The organism is Comamonas sp. GW821-FHT11H03 (assembly GCF_058807955.1).
The window spans coordinates 653,921-669,775 of sequence record NZ_JBXARF010000001.1 but is presented as its reverse complement, the minus strand read 5'-3'; the positions used below and the strand labels follow the sequence as shown (position 1 = coordinate 669,775).

Below are 15,855 nucleotides of genomic sequence, written 5' to 3'. Positions count from 1 at the left end.
GGGGAGTCTGTCAGTCGGCCAGCTTCGCAGCCATTGCGGCGTGCGATAAATCACTGGTTGAACTGGCACTGTCCACGTGGGGACTCCTGAAATTGCGACCTGCCGATTATCGGCCCAGACCGGGCCCAGGGTCAACCCTAGGTGGCTTTCAGTTGCAATTGCGCCGGGGCCTGGCGGCTTGCGGGCTCGGCCCATTGGCGCGCACAGCCCCAGACGATCAGGGCCTGCGCGGCGTAATAGCTGCCCAGCACGCTCACCGACGACCAGGGCAGCGGCTGCACAAAACGGTTGATGGCCAGGATGGAGTCGCTGAGCATGAAAAAGCTGGCGCCCAGGGCGCTCAGCAGTGCGGCGCGGCTGCGCAGTTGACGATAGCGTCCCCAGGCCTGTGCCGCCATCAGGGCGATGACGCCGACATAGGCGGCCACGGGCAGACGCAGTGCGGCGGGCAGGCCATGGGTCCAGAGAAAGACATACATGGCGGCGCCGATCGCGGCCACCAGCAGCAGTGCGCTGCGGTCGGCAAGCCAGGCCACATCAAGCCTGAACAGCGCAACGTAGCAGATATGGGCCAATAAAAAGCTGACCAGGCCGGGAATGAACAGACTGGTTGGCAGCTGTCCGTCCAGCATCAGGAAGACATCGCCTGACATGGAAAAAACAATAGCTGCCAGAAGCAGGTGGACATGAATCTTAGGTAGGTTTTGTATCGTTTTTGATGTCTGAATTGCGCAAGAAGCTATGCATATGAGAGCAAAAACCATGGTGGCAGGCTTGAGCAGCCAATGCCATGGCTGCAGACCGAGCGCTGCCGTGGCCGTGGCCAGTGCACCGCTTTGCAGCATCAACGCAAGCCACAGACTGATGCGTCCCTGCATGGTTGCGCCCAGAGCCCATTGCCCGGTGAGCAGCACGCCGAACCAGATCAGATTGGTGGCCAGCGGCGACTGGTCGGCATGCCAGAGAAAGACCGAAGTGCCCGCAACCAGCGCCGCAAACTGCAGGCCGGCAAACCAGCGCAGCGCAGTGCTCATGGGAGGCGAGTAGATGATGCGGTGCTCGTCCAGATCGAAGGCGGGCCTGGGAAAGCGCTGCGCCACATCGGCCGGCCGCCAGCCCGGTGGCTTGAACCAGACACGGACCTTGTCCATCCAGCTGCGTGCGTGCCAGCTGTCATGCGCCAGCTGGCGGTAGACGCTGAAGTTGGCCCACAGCGGGTCCCAGCTCTTGAGCAGGCCGCGCGTGCCGTAGACGCAGGGCTCCTCGTCGTCCTCGGTCTTGTAAGTGCCGAAGAGCCGGTCCCAGACGATGAGAATGCCGCCGTAGTTCCGGTCCAGATAGCGCTCGTTGACGGCATGGTGCACGCGGTGATTGCTGGGCGCGCAGAACCAGCGGTCGAACCAGCCCAGCTTCTTGACCTGCTCGGTATGCACCCAGAACTGGTAGAGCAGATCGATCAGCCCGACCACGGCAAACACCAGTGGCGGCACGCCGGCCAGGGCCATGGGCAGATAGAAGATCCAGCCCAGCAGCGCGCCGGAGCTGGTCTGGCGCAGTGCGGTGGAGAGGTTGTAGGCCTGGCTTTGGTGGTGCACGGCATGGGCGGCCCAGAGCACGCCCACTTCATGACCCATGCGGTGCAGCCAGTAGTAGCAGAGGTCGTAGAACAGCAGGGCCAGCAGCCAGCCCGGCAGGCTGAGCCAGAAGGCATCGGCCTTTATCAGCGCCACATGGCTGGCCACGACGGTGTAGATGCCCAGCGTCAGCAGCTTGGTGAAGACGGCGCTGGTCTGGCTCAGGACGCCCAGGTTCAGCGAGCTGATGGCATCGGCCAGCGCACAGGCATTGCGCCCGCGCCTGAGGCTGATGACCCATTCCACGGCAATCAATGCAAAAAAGACCGGCGTGGCCAGAACGATGACTTGGCTGGGGGAGAGCATAGGCCATCGATTGTGGGCAGGGCGCGGCGCGCGGCGCCTCGCATCTTCCCTAGTTGCAGCGCTTGGCGCGGGCGCTCACAACCGTATGCCGCGCTTGTGGATCAACGCGCCCCAGCGCCTGGTCTCCTCGGCGATAAGCTCGGTAAAGCGTGCCGCATCCAGCGCCATGATTTCCGCATCGGTGGCTGCCAGCCGCGCGCGCACTTCAGGCATCGCCAGCGCGCGCTGGAACTGCTGGTTCAGCCACTCGACCACCGGCGCGGGCGTCTTCGCCGGCGCGCCAATGCCGTACCAGGACTGCACCAGGAGATCGGGATAGCCGGCCTGTGCGACGGTGGGTACCTCGGGCAGCGAGCGCGTGCGCGTTGCGGCGTTGACAGCCAGAGCCCGTACCTTGCCGGCCTGGATCAGCGGCAGCACCAGGCTTTGCGAGATCAGCGCGAACTGCAGCAGGCCGGAGCCCAGGTCCAGCAGCGCCGGCGGCTGGCCCTTGTAGCTTACGTTGGTCAAGCGGATGCCGGTGCGCTCGAAGAGCAGTTCCTGCGCCAGCTGGATAGAGCTGCCGGTGCCGGGGTTGGCGGCGTTGAACTCGCCCGGTCTGGCGCCAGCCAGTGCGACGAACTCCTTGAGCGTCCTGGCGGGCACGGTGTCGTGCACCACGAACACCGTCGGCGCGGCGGCGATGCCGCAGATGCCGACGAAATCCCTGCTGCGCAGCTGGCTGTCGGGCATCAGGTGCTCGGCCGTCGTCAGGATCGGGGACGCCGCCAGCAGCGTATAGCCGTCGGCCGCTGCCTTGGACACCGCATTGATGCCGATGCGCCCGTCGGCGCCCGGGCGGTTGTCGACCACGATGCGTTGCGGCAGCGCGTTGGACAGCGGGTCGCAGACGGCGCGCAGCACCACGTCGACGACGCCGCCTGCGGGGTAGGGCACCACGATGCGGATCGGTCGATCGGGGTAGCCGTCCGGGCTCGGCGCGGTGCCTGCGCGGGCCATGCCGGGCACCAGGCCGGCCAGCAGCAGCTGAAGGTGGAATTGCCGACGGTCCATGCTTGTCTCTCCGGTTCTAGGCGATGTAAGCCGCCATTGATTGCAGGGCCTGGCGTGTCTCGGTCACCAGGCGGTCCATCACGGCGGCCACGGGCTCGATTTCGCGCAGCCAGTGCACGCTCTGACCTGCGGCCTCGTACATCAGCGGCCCGATCTGGTGCTGCTCCACCGCTGCCAGCAGATCGCCGGTGAGAGCCTGCTGGTAGGGCATGGACAGTGGCTCGGGTGCGCCGGGCTGTGCCCAGGCGTCGCTGAACGCGCTGCGCAGCACGCGGCAGGGCTTGCCGCTGTGGGCGCGCGTGATCACCGTGTCTTCGCTGTCGGCCGCGATCAGCTTCTTGGCCAGCGCCTGCGGCATCTCGTGCTCGCGCGTGCCCAGCCATAGCGTGCCCAGCCATGAACCCTGTGCGCCCAGGGCCAGCGAGGCCGCCACCTGCGCCCCGGTACCGATGCCTCCGGCCGCGATGACGGGCCGGCCCTCGGCTGCAGCCACGATCTGCGGCACCAGCGTGAAGGTTCCGACAGGCCCTGTGTGGCCGCCCGCGTCATAGCCCTGGGCCACCAGGATGTCGGCCCCGGCTGCGATCGCCTTTTGCGCATGGCGCACGCTGCCGACCAGGGCGATGGTGTGCAGGCCGCGCGCCTTGATGCGTGCCAGCGCCTTCATCGGCGTGCCGACGCCGGCGGCAAAGACCTCGATATCGCTGTCCGCAATGGCGTCCACCTGCTCCTCAAACAGGCTTTGCGAGCGTACGTACTGCGAGAAGAAGTTGCCTTCGGTGGCTGGCGGCACGTCGTATTGCCTGAACAGGCCCTGCATGAAATCCCTGTGCCCCTGCGGCAGCGCGGCAGCCACGGCAGCGCGGTCGTCGTGTTCGGGCAGGCCGGTGGGCAGCAGCAGGTCCACGCCCACCGGGTGGTCGGGGCACAGTTCGCGCAGCTGGCGCAGCTTCTTTTGCAGCTCTTGCGGTCCGTCACGCGCAGCGGCATAGACGCCCAGCCCGCCGGCCCGCGAGATCGCGGCGGCCACTTCGATGTGGTGGGCCAGACCAAAGATGGGCAGGCGTATGCCCAGTCGGCGGCACAGCTCGTTGGTCAGTGCATTGCTCATGTCCACAGCTGCGGCTCCATGTCCAGGCAGGGGTGCTGGGGCAGCGTGGCGGCGCGCTGCAGCACATGGCGGCCGATCAGCGTCTTGTGAATCTCGCTGGTACCTTCGCCGATCTGGTTCATCTTGGCGTCGCGCAGGAAGCGCTCCAGCGGGAAGGCCTTGAGGTAGCCGTTGCCGCCCAGCAGCTGCAGGCAGTCGACCACGATGCGCATGCACAGGTCGGTGGCATGCAGCTTGGCGATCGATGCATGGATGGCCACATCGGCATCGCCTGCGTCGTAGCGCTGCGCGGTGCTGTAGACCAGACAGCGTGCGGCCTCGATCTGGGCCGCCATCTCGGCCACCATCCACTGGATGCCCTGGTGCGCACCCACGGGCTGCCCGAAGACCTGGCGCTGGTTGGCGTACTGGGCGGCAATCTGCAGCGCGCCTGCGGCGCGGCCCAGCGCGATCGCAGCATGGCCGATGCGTGCGCGCAGCAATGTGTCCTGCGTCAGCGCCATGCCTTCGCCTTCCTTGCCCAGCAGGTGCTGCGGCGCGATGTGCACGTCGTCGAAGCTGACCAGCGCGATCGGCACGCCGTACCAGCCCAGCTTGGGAATCACCGGCGATACCGTGATGCCGGGCGTGTCGCGCGGCACGACGAAGGCGCTCAGTCCGCGGCCACCGCCGGGACCGTCCGCCTGGCGCGCCACCACCACGAACATGTCGGCGACGTTGGCACGCGTGATGAACTTTTTCTGGCCATTGAGCGTCCAGCCGCCCTGCGCTGCCGGCGCATAGTGCGCCCCCAGTCGCGCCACGTCGCTGCCTGCGCCGGGCTCGGTCAGTGCGAAGGCCGACTGGCGTGCGCCGCTGGCCAGCTCGGGGATCAGCGCGCTGCGCAGCGCCTCGCTGCCGCCGGCCACGATGGGGCGCGAGGACAGGTCGGTGCCTGTGATCAGCGAAGCGGCCGTCGAACACACAGACGCTACTTCCTCGATGATGCGCACGCGCAGCATCATCGACGCCTCGCTGCCGCCGTGCGCGCGCGGAAACGCGGTGGCGACGATGCCTTCGCGACATAGCAGCCGGAAGGTATCCCAGGCGAAGACGTCCTGCTGCGCCACGCGGTCGGCGTCCGGACCGATGCGCTCGGCCACCAGCGTTTTCACGCGCTCAAGCAGGGCGGCTTCATCGGGCGACAGGCGCACGAGAGGGTGGTGGGATTCGGGAATCGACATGGTGTCTCCTTTGTCTCGGATCTGCCTCAGATGACGCCTGCCTCGCGCAGGCGGGCCAGTTCGGCGGCAGGCATTGCCAGCTCGCCCTGGTAGAACGCTTCGTTGTCCTGCCCCAGTGAACCGCCGGCGTGGCGGATGCCGCCGGGCGATCGGGCAAAGCGCGGCACGACATTGGCCATGCGCACGCTGCCGAAGTCCCGGTCGGGTACGTCGCAAAGGGCCTGGCGAGCGCGCATGTGCGGGTCGGCTTCGATCTGGTCGATGCCGTAGACCGGGGCGATGGTGCCCTGCGCCGCTTCGAAGGCGGCCAGTACCGTCGCCAGCGGATGTGCTGCGCACCAGGCCGCGAAGATGCCGTTCAGCTCCTGGGCATGCTGCACGCGGCTGCTGTTGCTGGCCAAGCATGGCTTGTCTATCAGATCGGGCCGGCCTATGGCGCGGCAGTTGTTGGCAAACATGGCATTGGTGCTGCCCGACAGCGATACCCATTGCCCGTCGGCAGTGCGGTAGACCGCAGCCGGCGCAGAGTACTGGTTGGCATTGCCCGAGCGCTGATGCACGGTGCCTAGCTGCTCGTGCTGGATGGGCAGGAACTCAAGCAGCTTGAGCGTGGCCTCGGTGAGCGACAGGTCGATTTCCTCGCCCGGGGCCTGCGGGTCGCGGGCGCGGCGCCACAGCGCAGCCAGCACGCCTACCGCGCCGAACAGTCCGCCGACGTTGTCGGCCAGTGGATAGCCGCAGTGCATGGGCGCTGCCTGGGCTTCGCCGCTGATGTAGGTCAGGCCGCCCATGGCCTCGAACACGCGCGCAAAGCCCGGCCGGTCGCGGTAGGGGCCGCTCTGGCCGAAGCCGGTGGTGCGCAGTATCACCAGGCTGGGCTGGGCCTGCCACAAGGCCTCTTTGCTCAGGCCCCAGCGGTCCAGCGTGCCGGGGCGGAAGTTCTCGATCAGCACATCGAACTGAGGCAGCATGCGCAGCAGCAGCGCGGCACCCTCGGGCTTGCGCAGGTCGAGGGTGACCAGGCGTTTGCCGCGGTTGGTCACTTTCCACCACAGAGGCTTGCCGTCCTTGTGTGGTGGAAAGTCGCGCATGCCGTCGCCAGCGCCGGGCAGCTCGGCCTTGACGACGCTGGCGCCGTAGTCGGCCAGGAGGGCTGCGGCCGAGGGCGCGGCAATGATGGTGGCGATGTCCAGGACGCGCAGTCCGGTGAGAGGTCCGTTCATGGTGTGCATATCTCCTGAAGGTCAATGTAGGAAACCGCTAGCCGCGAGCCAACCAGAAATATGAGAATCAGATATCTCGCTTTCAGATGGATGCACAAGTTGCCATGACCCACGCCACCGAAGCCCTGGAGCTGCTGACACTGAAGTCGCTGAGGACGCTGGCCGCCGCGATCCAGGGCGGCAGCCTGACACGCGCGGCCGTCGAGCGTGGACTGGCGCAGTCGGCCGTGAGCCGGCAGATCGCCGAACTGGAGCGCGCGCTGGGCGGTGCGCTCTTCTACCGCACGGGACGCGGCGTCAAGCCCACGGCACTGGCCGAGCAGATGCTGCCGCGCGTTTCGGCGTTGCTGTCCGAGGCCGAGGCGCTGGTGCGCCTGGGCAAGGAGCTGACCGGTGTGCCCAGCGGTCTGGTGACGCTGGGCCTGGTGCCGGGTGTGGCCGGCTTCATGGCCGCGGCGCTGTATGGCGAGTTGGCGCAGCGCTTTCCCGAGATCCGGCTGCGCGTCATAGAGGGTTACAGCGGAGACATGGAGGTGGCGCTGAGCCAGGGCCGCATCGACATGGCGATCCTGAACCGCTACCGGGCCAGAGGCAGCAACAGCTACCGCAAGCTGGCCGATGCGCAGATCTGCGTGGTGGGCCGCCAGAGTGTGCTGCAGCGCATGCTGGCGCCGGCGGATACGGCCCTGCCGGCCAGCATGGCCCTGCAGACGCTTGAGCGCCTGCCGCTGGTGCTGCCGGTGCCCCCCAACGCCATCCGCAACCTGCTCGATGAGCAGGCAGGCCGACAGGGGGTGCGCCTGAACGTGATCCTGGAGGCCAGCTCCTCGGTGATCCTCAAAAGCATGCTGGCTCGCCACGACTGCGCCACGCTGCTGCCGCGCCATGCCGTCAGCGAGGAGCTGGCCGGTGGCAGCCTCGCAGCTATTGCACTGGCGGAGCGGGTGTTTCGTCAGCATGTGGTGCTGGCGACCAGCAGTCAGCGTCCTTTCACTCTGGCGGGCAAGGCGGTGGCGGCCCTGGTCGCCGAGACCGCTGGCGCATTGATGGCCCGACAGGCAGTGCTTTGAGGTCGTGGATCAGAGGTTTTCTGGGGTAAGCATTGATTGCTAAGTATTTTTATTTATGACATTGAGCGAGAAGCGAGCCGATAATTTCGCCCATCTCCCCGGTCGGCAAGCTGTCTTGTCCTGCCGGCCTGCACGGGCACTCCGCCGTCCGCATGCTGCGGCAAGGTACCCGTGACCCACTGCTGCCTGTACATGTCCATACCCCGCCGCTCTCTTGTCGCGACCGCCGCCCTGATGGCTGCGGTTGGTTTTTCCGCTCCCGTTCTTGCCGCCGCCGATGCCTGGCCCGCCACCAAGCCCATCACGCTGATCGTGCCGTTCAGCGCCGGTGGCAATGTGGACACCACGGCACGCCTGATCGGCCAGAAGCTGGGCGAGCGCCTGCACCAGTCCATCGTGGTGGACAACGTGCCCGGCGCTGGCGGGGTGCTCGGGGTGAGCAAGGCCGTCAAGGCCCCGGCCGACGGCTACACCTTGCTCATGGGCTTTGACGGCCCCATCAGCATTGCTCAGCTGGTGAATTCCGCCGTCAAGTACGACGCTGAAAAAGACCTGACACCCGTGGGCCTGACCACCATCGCCCCCGTGGTCGCCGTGGCCCGTCCCGGCCTGCCGGCGCACAATCTGAACGAGCTGATTGCGCTGGCGCGTTCCAAGCCCGGCTCGCTGACCTACGCCACTTCGGGCGTGGGCACCATGCTGCATCTGGCCATGGAAATGCTGCAGGAGCGCGCTAAGATCAAGCTGGTGCATGTGCCCTACCGTGGCGGTGCCCAGATCACCAGCGATGTGATGGGCGGCCAGGTCGATGTGGGCATGCTCACCACCGTGAGCGCCGTGCCCATGATCCAGCAGAAAAAGCTCGAAGGTCTGGGCGTGACATCGGCCAAGCGCATCGATGCGATCCACAACGTGCCCACCTTTGGCGAGACGGCCGAACTCAAGGGCTTTGACCTCAACACCTGGACGGGTCTGTTCGTGCCCGCCAAGACACCTCAGGCCGTGGTCACGCGGCTGGCCACCGAGCTCGATGCCGTGCTCAAGTTGCCCGATGTGCGCAAGCGCCTGGAAGACGGCGGCGCCACGCCCGGCGCCGGCACCCAGGCCAGCTTTGTCCAGTTCCTGAAGAAGGAAAAAGCCGGCTATGCGCAGATCGTGAAGTCGGCCAATATCCAGGCGGAATAAGCCATGGCCGCGCCTTTGAACCCGGTGCATGCCGAGATCCACCCGCCCGTGCTGCCCGAAGTGGCCGCTGTGGCGGCCGAGATGCTGGCCCTGCGCCATGATCTGCACGCCCATCCCGAGCTGGCCTACGAAGAGCACCGCACCGGCGATATCGTGGCCGCCAGGCTGGCCGAATGGGGCTATGAGGTCCATCGTGGCCTGGGTGACACCGGCGTGGTGGGGACGCTGCGCTGCGGCGAGCATGCCCATGGCAAGCACATCGGCAAACGTCTTGGCCTGCGCGCCGACATGGATGCGCTGCCTATCCGCGAAACCACAGGCCTGCCCTATGCCAGCCGTCACGACGGCAAGATGCATGCCTGCGGCCACGACGGACACACGGCCACCTTGCTGGCCGCAGCCAGGGTGCTGGCCGGGCGCAAGGACCAGCTCCAGGGCACGCTGCATCTGATCTTTCAGCCCGCCGAGGAAGGCCATGGCGGCGCGCAGAAGATGGTCGAGCAGGGTCTGTTCGAGCTGTTTCCCTGCGACGCGCTCTATGCGTTTCACAACGAGCCCGGCTACCCGGCCGGGCAGTTCGGCTTTCGCCCGGGCGTGATGTATTCCAGCTCGGACACGGCCATCATCACCATCCGCGGCAAGGGCGGCCATGGCGCCATGCCCCATGTGGCCGTGGACCCCATCGTCGTGGCCTCGCATCTGGTGCTGGCGTTGCAGACCATACGCTCGCGCGAGATCGACCCCAACGATATGGCCGTGGTCACCATCGGTGCCATCCATGCGGGCGATGCGCCCAATGTGATTCCCGAAACCTGCGAGCTGCGCGTGACCATCCGCGCGCGCTGCCCCGAGGTGCGCCAGCAGCTGCGCGAGCGCATCACGGCCATGGCCCATGCCCAGGCCGCCGTGCACCGCGCCACGGCCGAGGTGGACTACAAATGGCGTTATCCGCCCGTCATGAACGACAGGGCTGCGACGGATTTCGCTGTCGGTGTGGCGCGCGAATTCCTGGGCGAGGAATGGCTGATTCCCGATCTGCAGCCGCTGCAGGCCAGCGACGACTTCGCCATCATGCTCAACCAGGTTCCGGGCAACTATTTCATCGTCGGCAACGGCATGGGCGAGGGCGGCTGCATGGTGCATAACGCGGCCTATGACTTCAACGACAACCTGCTGCCCGTCACTGCCTCGTACTGGGTCAAGCTGGCCGAGAGCTATCTGCGCCGCGACTGAGTTTTGTATGAGTGAAATTGCATCCGTGGCCGACCTCTGCGGCCAGAACCTGCCCGGCTTCGATGCCACGACCGACTACTGGCAAGCCACCGTCACCGAGGCCGAGCTGACCCAGTCGCCGCTGCCGCCCTATGCCAGGAGCTACCCGGCCCGATTGCCCGACGGCCGCTATCTGCTGCTGCCGCTGCGCGGCATGCCCACGGCCGATGGCTCGGCTCCGGATCGCTGCGTGGCCTCCCTGATTGCCAATCAGGCATCGATGGAGGTGGTGGAGGAGCTGGCGCTGCACATGGCGCAAGCCGCCGGGGCGCATGACTTTGATGCGGTCATCGGCCTGCCCACGCTGGGTCTGGCCTTTGCCCCGCTGGTTGCCAAGCATCTGGGCCACAGCCGCTATGTGCCCCTGGGTTATTCGCGCAAATACTGGTATCGCGACGAGCTCTGCGAGCCCGTCAGCTCCATCACCACGCCGGGCAAGGGCAAGCTGCTCTATATCGACCCGAATCAGCTTGGCCTGATTGCCGGCAAGCGCGTGCTGGTGGTCGACGATGCCGTGAGTTCGGGCACGACCATGGTCTCGGGCCTCAAGCTGCTGGAGCGCTGCGGCGCCCACGTGGCCGCCATTGCCGTGGCCATGCGCCAGGGCACGCAATGGCAGCAAAAGCTGGTGCGCGCCGATGGCAGCGCCATCCCCGTGGTTGCGGCCTACGACTGCCCGCGCATGGAGCGCCGTGCCGACGGCTGGTGGCCTGAAGGTCTGTAAAAAAGAGAGCTGTTGACGCCTATCAGGCATGAATTTCAGACTGTTTATGCCTTGAAATCATTGCATGAAAGGCGCTGAATGCTATTATTTATATAGCATTCAAAGACCGATGCAAGAGCGCATCAGGTCAGCGCACCGCGCCCGTCGACCGTGAAGATGCGCTCGACCACGCCCTTGAGCCGCCCGCCGCGCACGCCGATCAGGTGGTCGTGCAGATTCACGGTGGGGTCGCAGTGGCCGGGAATCAGCCACAGGCTCTCGCCCAGCGCGGGCAGCCAGCCGCTGTGGTTGCCGGCGTCGGCATCGGGGTGCAGCACGCCATGCTCGTCGCCGCCGTTGGCAAAGCGCAGCGCGTTTTCGGGCGCCAGCGCATGCAGCCTGGGCAGGCCGGAGTCTATGGCATGGGCCTTGTGCCCGGCGTCGCAGACGGCGTGATCGGAGCTGAGCGACATGACCTGGGTCTTGACGTAAAGCGCATGCTCGAACAGGGGCTGGGCCGCATCGCGCTGGTTGGCGGCGTAGTCGGCGTCCATGAAGAGGAAGGAGCCGGGCTGGATTTCGCCATAGATGCCGCTGGCGGCCTCGTTGACCATGGTGCCCGTGCCGGCACCCGTGATCAGCGGGATGACCAGGCCGGCGCGATCGAACTCGTGGCGCGTGCGGTTGACGAGCTTGAGCACCTGGTCGATGGCTGTCTTGCGCTCCTCGGCGCTGCGCAGATGCTGGGCGCCGCCGTGATAGGCCTGCAGACCCGCAAAGCGCAGCGTGGGCTGGGCGGCAATGGCCTGTGCCAGGCGCAGGGCGGCTTCGCCGGGCTCTGCGCCGCAGCGGTTCTGGCCGACATTGATCTCCACCAGCACATCCATGGCCGCGTCGCCGGCCTGCGCATCCTGCAGGGCACGCGCCAGCCGCGTGATGCCTTCCTCGCAATCCACGGCCAGGGCCAGCCGTCCGCCCTGGGCATTCAGTGCCTTGGCCAGAGCTGCCACGCGCGCCAGCTTGGTCAGGGCAATGACTTCGTTGCTGATGAAGATATTGGTGATGCCGCCCTCGGCCAGCGCCTCGGCCTCGCTGACTTTTTGCACGCAGTGGCCGCAGGCACCGGCATGCTCGAGCAGATGGGCGATATGCGCGCTCTTGTGCAGCTTGGCATGCGGGCGCCAGAGCACGCCATGCTGCTGGGCAAAGCGGGCCATGCGCTCGATATTGCGGTCCATGGCGTCCAGGTCGATGACCAGGGCGGGCGTGTCTATGCGTTTGACGGCCTGGCCGACAAGGGTCTGCAAATGCTCAGGAATGTGCTTCATCTCGGCTGCCTTGCTGAAGGTGTGCGGTATCTGCCCAGCCTACCAAAGACAGGCCGTCAGGCGTCCAGAGCAGGCGATTGATGGCGCAGTTGCTCAGCTCCCAGGTGCGTGGCGTCTGGAAGTCCTGGCGCGTGGCCAGGCGGTAGAGCACATCCATCACGCCGCCATGGGCGACCAGCACGATCTGCTCGCCCTCGTGATGGCGCGCAATCCGGTCCACGGTGGCGAAGATGCGTTCGCGCAAGGCCTGCAGCGAGTCGCCGCCGCCGGGCGGGGCATAGGCCGGGTTGCGCGTGCGCCAGAGCTGCGCGTCCTCGGGCTGGGTGGCTTCCACATCCTTGAAGGTGCGGCCCTGAAAATCACCGAAGCAGCGCTCGCGCAGGCCGGTGGTGGTGTGCAGAGGTGCACCGGATCTCTGGGCGATCGCCTGCGCCGTGACATGGGCACGCTGCAGGTCGCTGCTGTAGATGGCGGCAATGCTCTCGTCGGCCAGCGCCTGGGCCGCCTGCTCGGCCTGCCACAGGCCGGTGTCGTTCAAGGGGATATCCAGATGCCCCTGGATGCGTCCATCGACATTCCAGGTTGTCTCTCCGTGCCGGATGGCAATGATGCGCGTGGCGTGCATGTCTTGGCTCGTTCAGCGTAGGTTGTTTTATTGAGCAGTCATTGTCTTGCAAACAAAGTGTGCCTGTACCCCGGTCTGTTGTTACAGACCTTTTGAGACTCGGCATTCACCCGCCAGGCGCAGCGGGCTATGGTGCGCGAATCACCAGCTTGCAAAGCGCAGCCTGGCAGGGCGGACCAGGGGCATGGACGGCAGTGCTCAGTTCGGGAGGCGTGATGATTTCGGTGCAAAGCCTTGCTTCTTCCTGGGCAAATGGTGCTGCAGCCAAGAAAAAAGGCCTGCAACCATGGTTGCAGGCCTTTGGACATTGCAGCACTTGCGCTTCAAGCGCCGGCTGCCATGTCTTTCGGTGTCAGATCAGTGACTTGGCATTGTCCAGCACAAAGTCGCAGGCCTTTTCCTTGAGGTTGCTCTTGACCTTGTCCAGGCTGAAGCTCTTGCCGTCGGCGCCCGTGACCATGCCCATCAGACCGTTCTTGTAGCCCTGGTCCTTGGGCTCTTCCTTCTGGCCCAGGCCCAGCTTGCCCAGCAGCTGATTCTTGACCTGGGCGGCCTTGTCGGCGTTGAGGTAGTTGTTCTTCATGCAGTAGGTGAGGACGCCGGCGGCATTGCTGGCCGTGCCGGAGCTCAGGTTGCCCAGGCCCAGGGCCGACAGTGCCGAAGAGCCTCCGGAGCCGCCGAGCATGCCGCCCAGGCCCGAGGCGCTGGAGCTGCTCTCGGCTGCGCCGCCGCCCAGCTGGCCGCGCAAGGCGTCACCGAGGCCGCTGGCATGGGCGCTGAAGGAACCCGCAGCCACTGTGGCGCAAAGCAGGGTGGAGAGAGCAAATTTCTTCATGACAGTCATCCTTTTCATAGCGGGGCCCAGGCAGGAGGCCCCGGTTCAAGCCGAGCTGCACGTTAGCACGCGCCAGGCCCGGCAACTGTTGAAGATTGCAAATCAACGTGCCGGCGCCACGGCGGCCGGTGCTGCTGGCGCAACCGATGCGGCGGGCTGTGCAGGTGTTGCCGGCGTGCCGCTGGCAGGCTGGGCCCCGGGCGGCTGGATGACGGTGCGCACGTTGCGCTGGCCCTGCGGCGGCTTGGGAAAGCCCGTCAGCGCCGCATCGAACAAAATGCCGAAGATGGCCGGGTCGTCGGTCCATACATCCTGGCGCTGGGCCGAGGTTTCGTAGACGATCTGCTGGGTCTTGATATCGCGCATGACGATGCTCACGGCGCGGTAATACTCCAGCGGCGGCTCGTTGAACATCATGCCGCCGCCAAAGCCCCAGCCAAAGCCGCGGCCGTAGCTCATGCCCCAGCCCCAGCGCGGGCCCCAGTAGGGGTCGTAGTAGGGCCAGCTGGCCCAGTCGCGCGCATAGCGCGCCATGGCGCTGATCTGCACCACCAGGCTGGCGTGCGAGTCATCGCGCGTCAGGCCGACGCGGGCCAGCGCATGCTGGGCCTGGGCTTCCACGGCCGCGAAGTTCACCTGGCCCTGCTGCGAGGGCAGGGTCTCCAGCCGGTAGGTGGCCGGCACGGGAATGGTGTTCAGTGCGGAAAAGCTCTGCACCGTGCTGTTGACCTCGCGCACCGTGCTGCAGCCGGCCAGCAGAGCCGTCGCAGTCAGGGCCGCAAGGCCGATCCAGCGTAAGGAGGTTTTGCGCAGGTTCATGATGATTTCTCTGAAAACGACAAAGGCCCATGAGATGGGCCTTTGATAGGACTGCAGGGTCCGGCTTTAGTTCAAAAGTCCGCTCAGGACAGTTGTACCACTTGCACTCCGCCGGGCAGGGCGGCCATGGTTGGCAGCTCTTCATGGTCAAAGGCCATGTCGCCGTTGGGATCGGCAATGCCCGTGGCCTTGGCGTTCCTGAAGTCGTGCAGCTGGGGGTCCATCATGTGCGTGGTCACGATGTTGCCCATGGCGCGGAACATGCTCTCGATGCGGCCGGGGAACTTCTTGTCCCACTCGCGCAGCATATTGCCCACGGCCACGCGCTGCAGGCCGTCCTGGCTGCCGCAGAGGTTGCAGGGAATGATGGGGAAGTTCTGGTACTGGGCCCAGCGTGTCGTGTCCTTCTCGGGCACATAGCACAGCGGGCGGATCACCACATGCTTGCCGTCGTCGCTGACCAGCTTGGGCGGCATGCCCTTCATGCGGCCGCCGTAGAACATGTTGAGCATCATGGTCTGCACGATGTCGTCGCGGTGATGGCCCAGGGCCACCTTGGTGCAGCCCAGCTGGTCGGCCACCTTGTACAGGATGGCGCGGCGCAGGCGCGAGCACAGGCCGCAGGTGGTCTTGCCTTCGGGCACGACGCGCTTGACGACGCTGTAGGTGTCCTGGTTCTCGATGTGGTAGTCCACACCGATGCTCTGGAAGTACTCGGGCAGCACATGCTCGGGGAAGCCGGGCTGCTTCTGGTCCAGGTTCACGGCCACGATGTCGAACTTCACGGGCGCACGCTTTTGCAGCTTGCGCAGAATGTCGAGCAGGGTGTAGCTGTCCTTGCCGCCGGACATGCAGACCATGACACGATCGCCTTCCTCGATCATATTGTAGTCGAGGATGGCCTTGCCCACTTCGCGGCACAGGCGCTTTTCGAGCTTGATCTGTTCGCGCTCGATCTTGATCTTGCCGGGCTTGGCGGCTTCTTCGCCGTTGGCGTTCTCTGCGGCCGCAGCATCGGCGGCTTCTGCCTCTTCGGCAATCCAGGGGTTGTCGTTTACTGCATTCATGGGGTTCACCATTGTCCGGTTTCGATGCGAATGGCTACTTCGCAGTCGTCAAAAATTTCCAGCTTCGCAATTTTCACACGCACGCCGCGCACGCCGGGCAGCTGCAGCAGGCGCTGGGCCAGCTTGCCGATCAGGCTCTCGAGCAGGTTCACATGCTCGGAGGTGCATTCGTCGATGATGATCTGGCGCACCTTGCGGTAGTCCAGTACGTGGAGGATGTCGTCATCGCGCGGAGCCAGGGGCTGGGGGCCGAGGTTGAGTTCGGCGTCGACCTGGATCGGCTGAGGCTCTTGTTTCTCATGCGCGAGAATCCCGAGGCTGGCGTCAAAGCGCAGGCCGGTGAGCGTGAGAATTTGTTGTCCGGAAGTGGAAGTCATGAGAGAAGGTGCGGCCTCGGTGGG

15 protein-coding genes are annotated in these 15,855 nt (G+C 65.8%); 4 read left to right on the top strand and 11 right to left on the bottom strand.

Features of this window, described 5'->3' with window-relative positions:
• Positions 1–137 precede the first annotated feature (137 nt).
• From AC1RTQ_RS03145 to AC1RTQ_RS03125, 5 genes are all read right to left on the bottom strand, one after another.
• Positions 138–1,940 carry a lysoplasmalogenase family protein gene (locus AC1RTQ_RS03145; RefSeq protein ID WP_492874208.1) on the bottom strand — a complete coding sequence of 601 codons (1,803 nt, stop codon included), beginning with the start codon at positions 1,938–1,940 and terminating at the stop codon, positions 138–140.
• A 75-nt stretch (positions 1,941–2,015) separates the two neighbouring features.
• Complete coding sequence (locus tag AC1RTQ_RS03140) at positions 2,016–2,993, bottom strand: Bug family tripartite tricarboxylate transporter substrate binding protein (RefSeq protein ID WP_492874207.1); 978 nt, start codon at positions 2,991–2,993, stop codon at positions 2,016–2,018.
• Positions 2,994–3,009: 16 nt separating this feature from the next.
• Positions 3,010–4,104, bottom strand: a complete 1,095-nt coding sequence (locus AC1RTQ_RS03135; RefSeq protein WP_492874206.1) for an NAD(P)H-dependent flavin oxidoreductase — start codon at positions 4,102–4,104, stop codon at positions 3,010–3,012.
• Positions 4,101–5,327 (bottom strand): acyl-CoA dehydrogenase family protein, encoded by a 1,227-nt coding sequence (locus AC1RTQ_RS03130; RefSeq protein ID WP_492874205.1) that lies wholly within the window; start codon positions 5,325–5,327, stop codon positions 4,101–4,103. Before AC1RTQ_RS03130 ends, AC1RTQ_RS03135 begins: the two co-directional genes overlap by 4 nt.
• 26 nt (positions 5,328–5,353) lie before the next feature.
• A complete protein-coding gene (locus tag AC1RTQ_RS03125; protein WP_492874204.1) occupies positions 5,354–6,550 on the bottom strand; it encodes a CaiB/BaiF CoA transferase family protein in 1,197 nt (398 codons plus the stop codon).
• An 86-nt stretch (positions 6,551–6,636) separates the two neighbouring features.
• Here AC1RTQ_RS03125 and AC1RTQ_RS03120 point away from each other — a divergent pair, with 86 nt between their 5' ends.
• The 4 genes from AC1RTQ_RS03120 to AC1RTQ_RS03105 all read left to right on the top strand — a co-directional run bounded on the left by AC1RTQ_RS03120 (position 6,637) and on the right by AC1RTQ_RS03105 (position 10,801).
• Entirely contained in the window at positions 6,637–7,620 is a 984-nt protein-coding gene (locus tag AC1RTQ_RS03120; protein ID WP_409816901.1) for a LysR family transcriptional regulator, read from the top strand.
• A gap of 192 nt (positions 7,621–7,812) precedes the next feature.
• Positions 7,813–8,805: a Bug family tripartite tricarboxylate transporter substrate binding protein gene (locus AC1RTQ_RS03115; RefSeq protein WP_492874203.1), complete on the top strand. Its 993-nt coding sequence runs from the start codon at positions 7,813–7,815 to the stop codon at positions 8,803–8,805.
• Positions 8,806–8,808: 3 nt separating this feature from the next.
• Positions 8,809–10,038, top strand: a complete 1,230-nt coding sequence (locus AC1RTQ_RS03110) for a M20 aminoacylase family protein (RefSeq protein WP_302088924.1) — start codon at positions 8,809–8,811, stop codon at positions 10,036–10,038.
• A 7-nt stretch (positions 10,039–10,045) separates the two neighbouring features.
• Positions 10,046–10,801 carry a phosphoribosyltransferase gene (locus AC1RTQ_RS03105; protein ID WP_492874202.1) on the top strand — a complete coding sequence of 252 codons (756 nt, stop codon included), beginning with the start codon at positions 10,046–10,048 and terminating at the stop codon, positions 10,799–10,801.
• A 122-nt stretch (positions 10,802–10,923) separates the two neighbouring features.
• On the opposite strand, the gene AC1RTQ_RS03100 is transcribed toward AC1RTQ_RS03105, so the two are convergent.
• The 6 genes from AC1RTQ_RS03100 to AC1RTQ_RS03075 form a co-directional block, all read right to left on the bottom strand.
• On the bottom strand, positions 10,924–12,108 hold the full coding sequence (locus AC1RTQ_RS03100; RefSeq protein WP_492874201.1) for a DSD1 family PLP-dependent enzyme: 1,185 nt from the start codon (positions 12,106–12,108) through the stop codon (positions 10,924–10,926).
• A complete protein-coding gene (locus tag AC1RTQ_RS03095) occupies positions 12,092–12,733 on the bottom strand; it encodes a histidine phosphatase family protein (RefSeq protein WP_492874200.1) in 642 nt (213 codons plus the stop codon). The genes AC1RTQ_RS03100 and AC1RTQ_RS03095 overlap by 17 nt, the downstream gene beginning before the upstream one ends.
• Positions 12,734–13,085: 352 nt before the next feature.
• On the bottom strand, positions 13,086–13,568 hold the full coding sequence (locus tag AC1RTQ_RS03090; RefSeq protein WP_492874199.1) for a YjjA family protein: 483 nt from the start codon (positions 13,566–13,568) through the stop codon (positions 13,086–13,088).
• Positions 13,569–13,670: 102 nt separating this feature from the next.
• The gene (locus tag AC1RTQ_RS03085; RefSeq protein ID WP_492874198.1) at positions 13,671–14,387 is read right to left on the bottom strand and encodes a DUF4136 domain-containing protein; all 717 of its coding nucleotides are present in this window, start codon (positions 14,385–14,387) and stop codon (positions 13,671–13,673) included.
• A gap of 83 nt (positions 14,388–14,470) precedes the next feature.
• The gene (ttcA, locus tag AC1RTQ_RS03080) at positions 14,471–15,466 is read right to left on the bottom strand and encodes a tRNA 2-thiocytidine(32) synthetase TtcA (RefSeq protein ID WP_053283233.1); all 996 of its coding nucleotides are present in this window, start codon (positions 15,464–15,466) and stop codon (positions 14,471–14,473) included.
• Positions 15,460–15,831, bottom strand: coding sequence for a dihydroneopterin aldolase (locus AC1RTQ_RS03075; RefSeq protein WP_003050921.1), 372 nt, complete (start codon positions 15,829–15,831; stop codon positions 15,460–15,462). The genes ttcA and AC1RTQ_RS03075 overlap by 7 nt, the downstream gene beginning before the upstream one ends.
• Positions 15,832–15,855 lie beyond the last annotated feature (24 nt).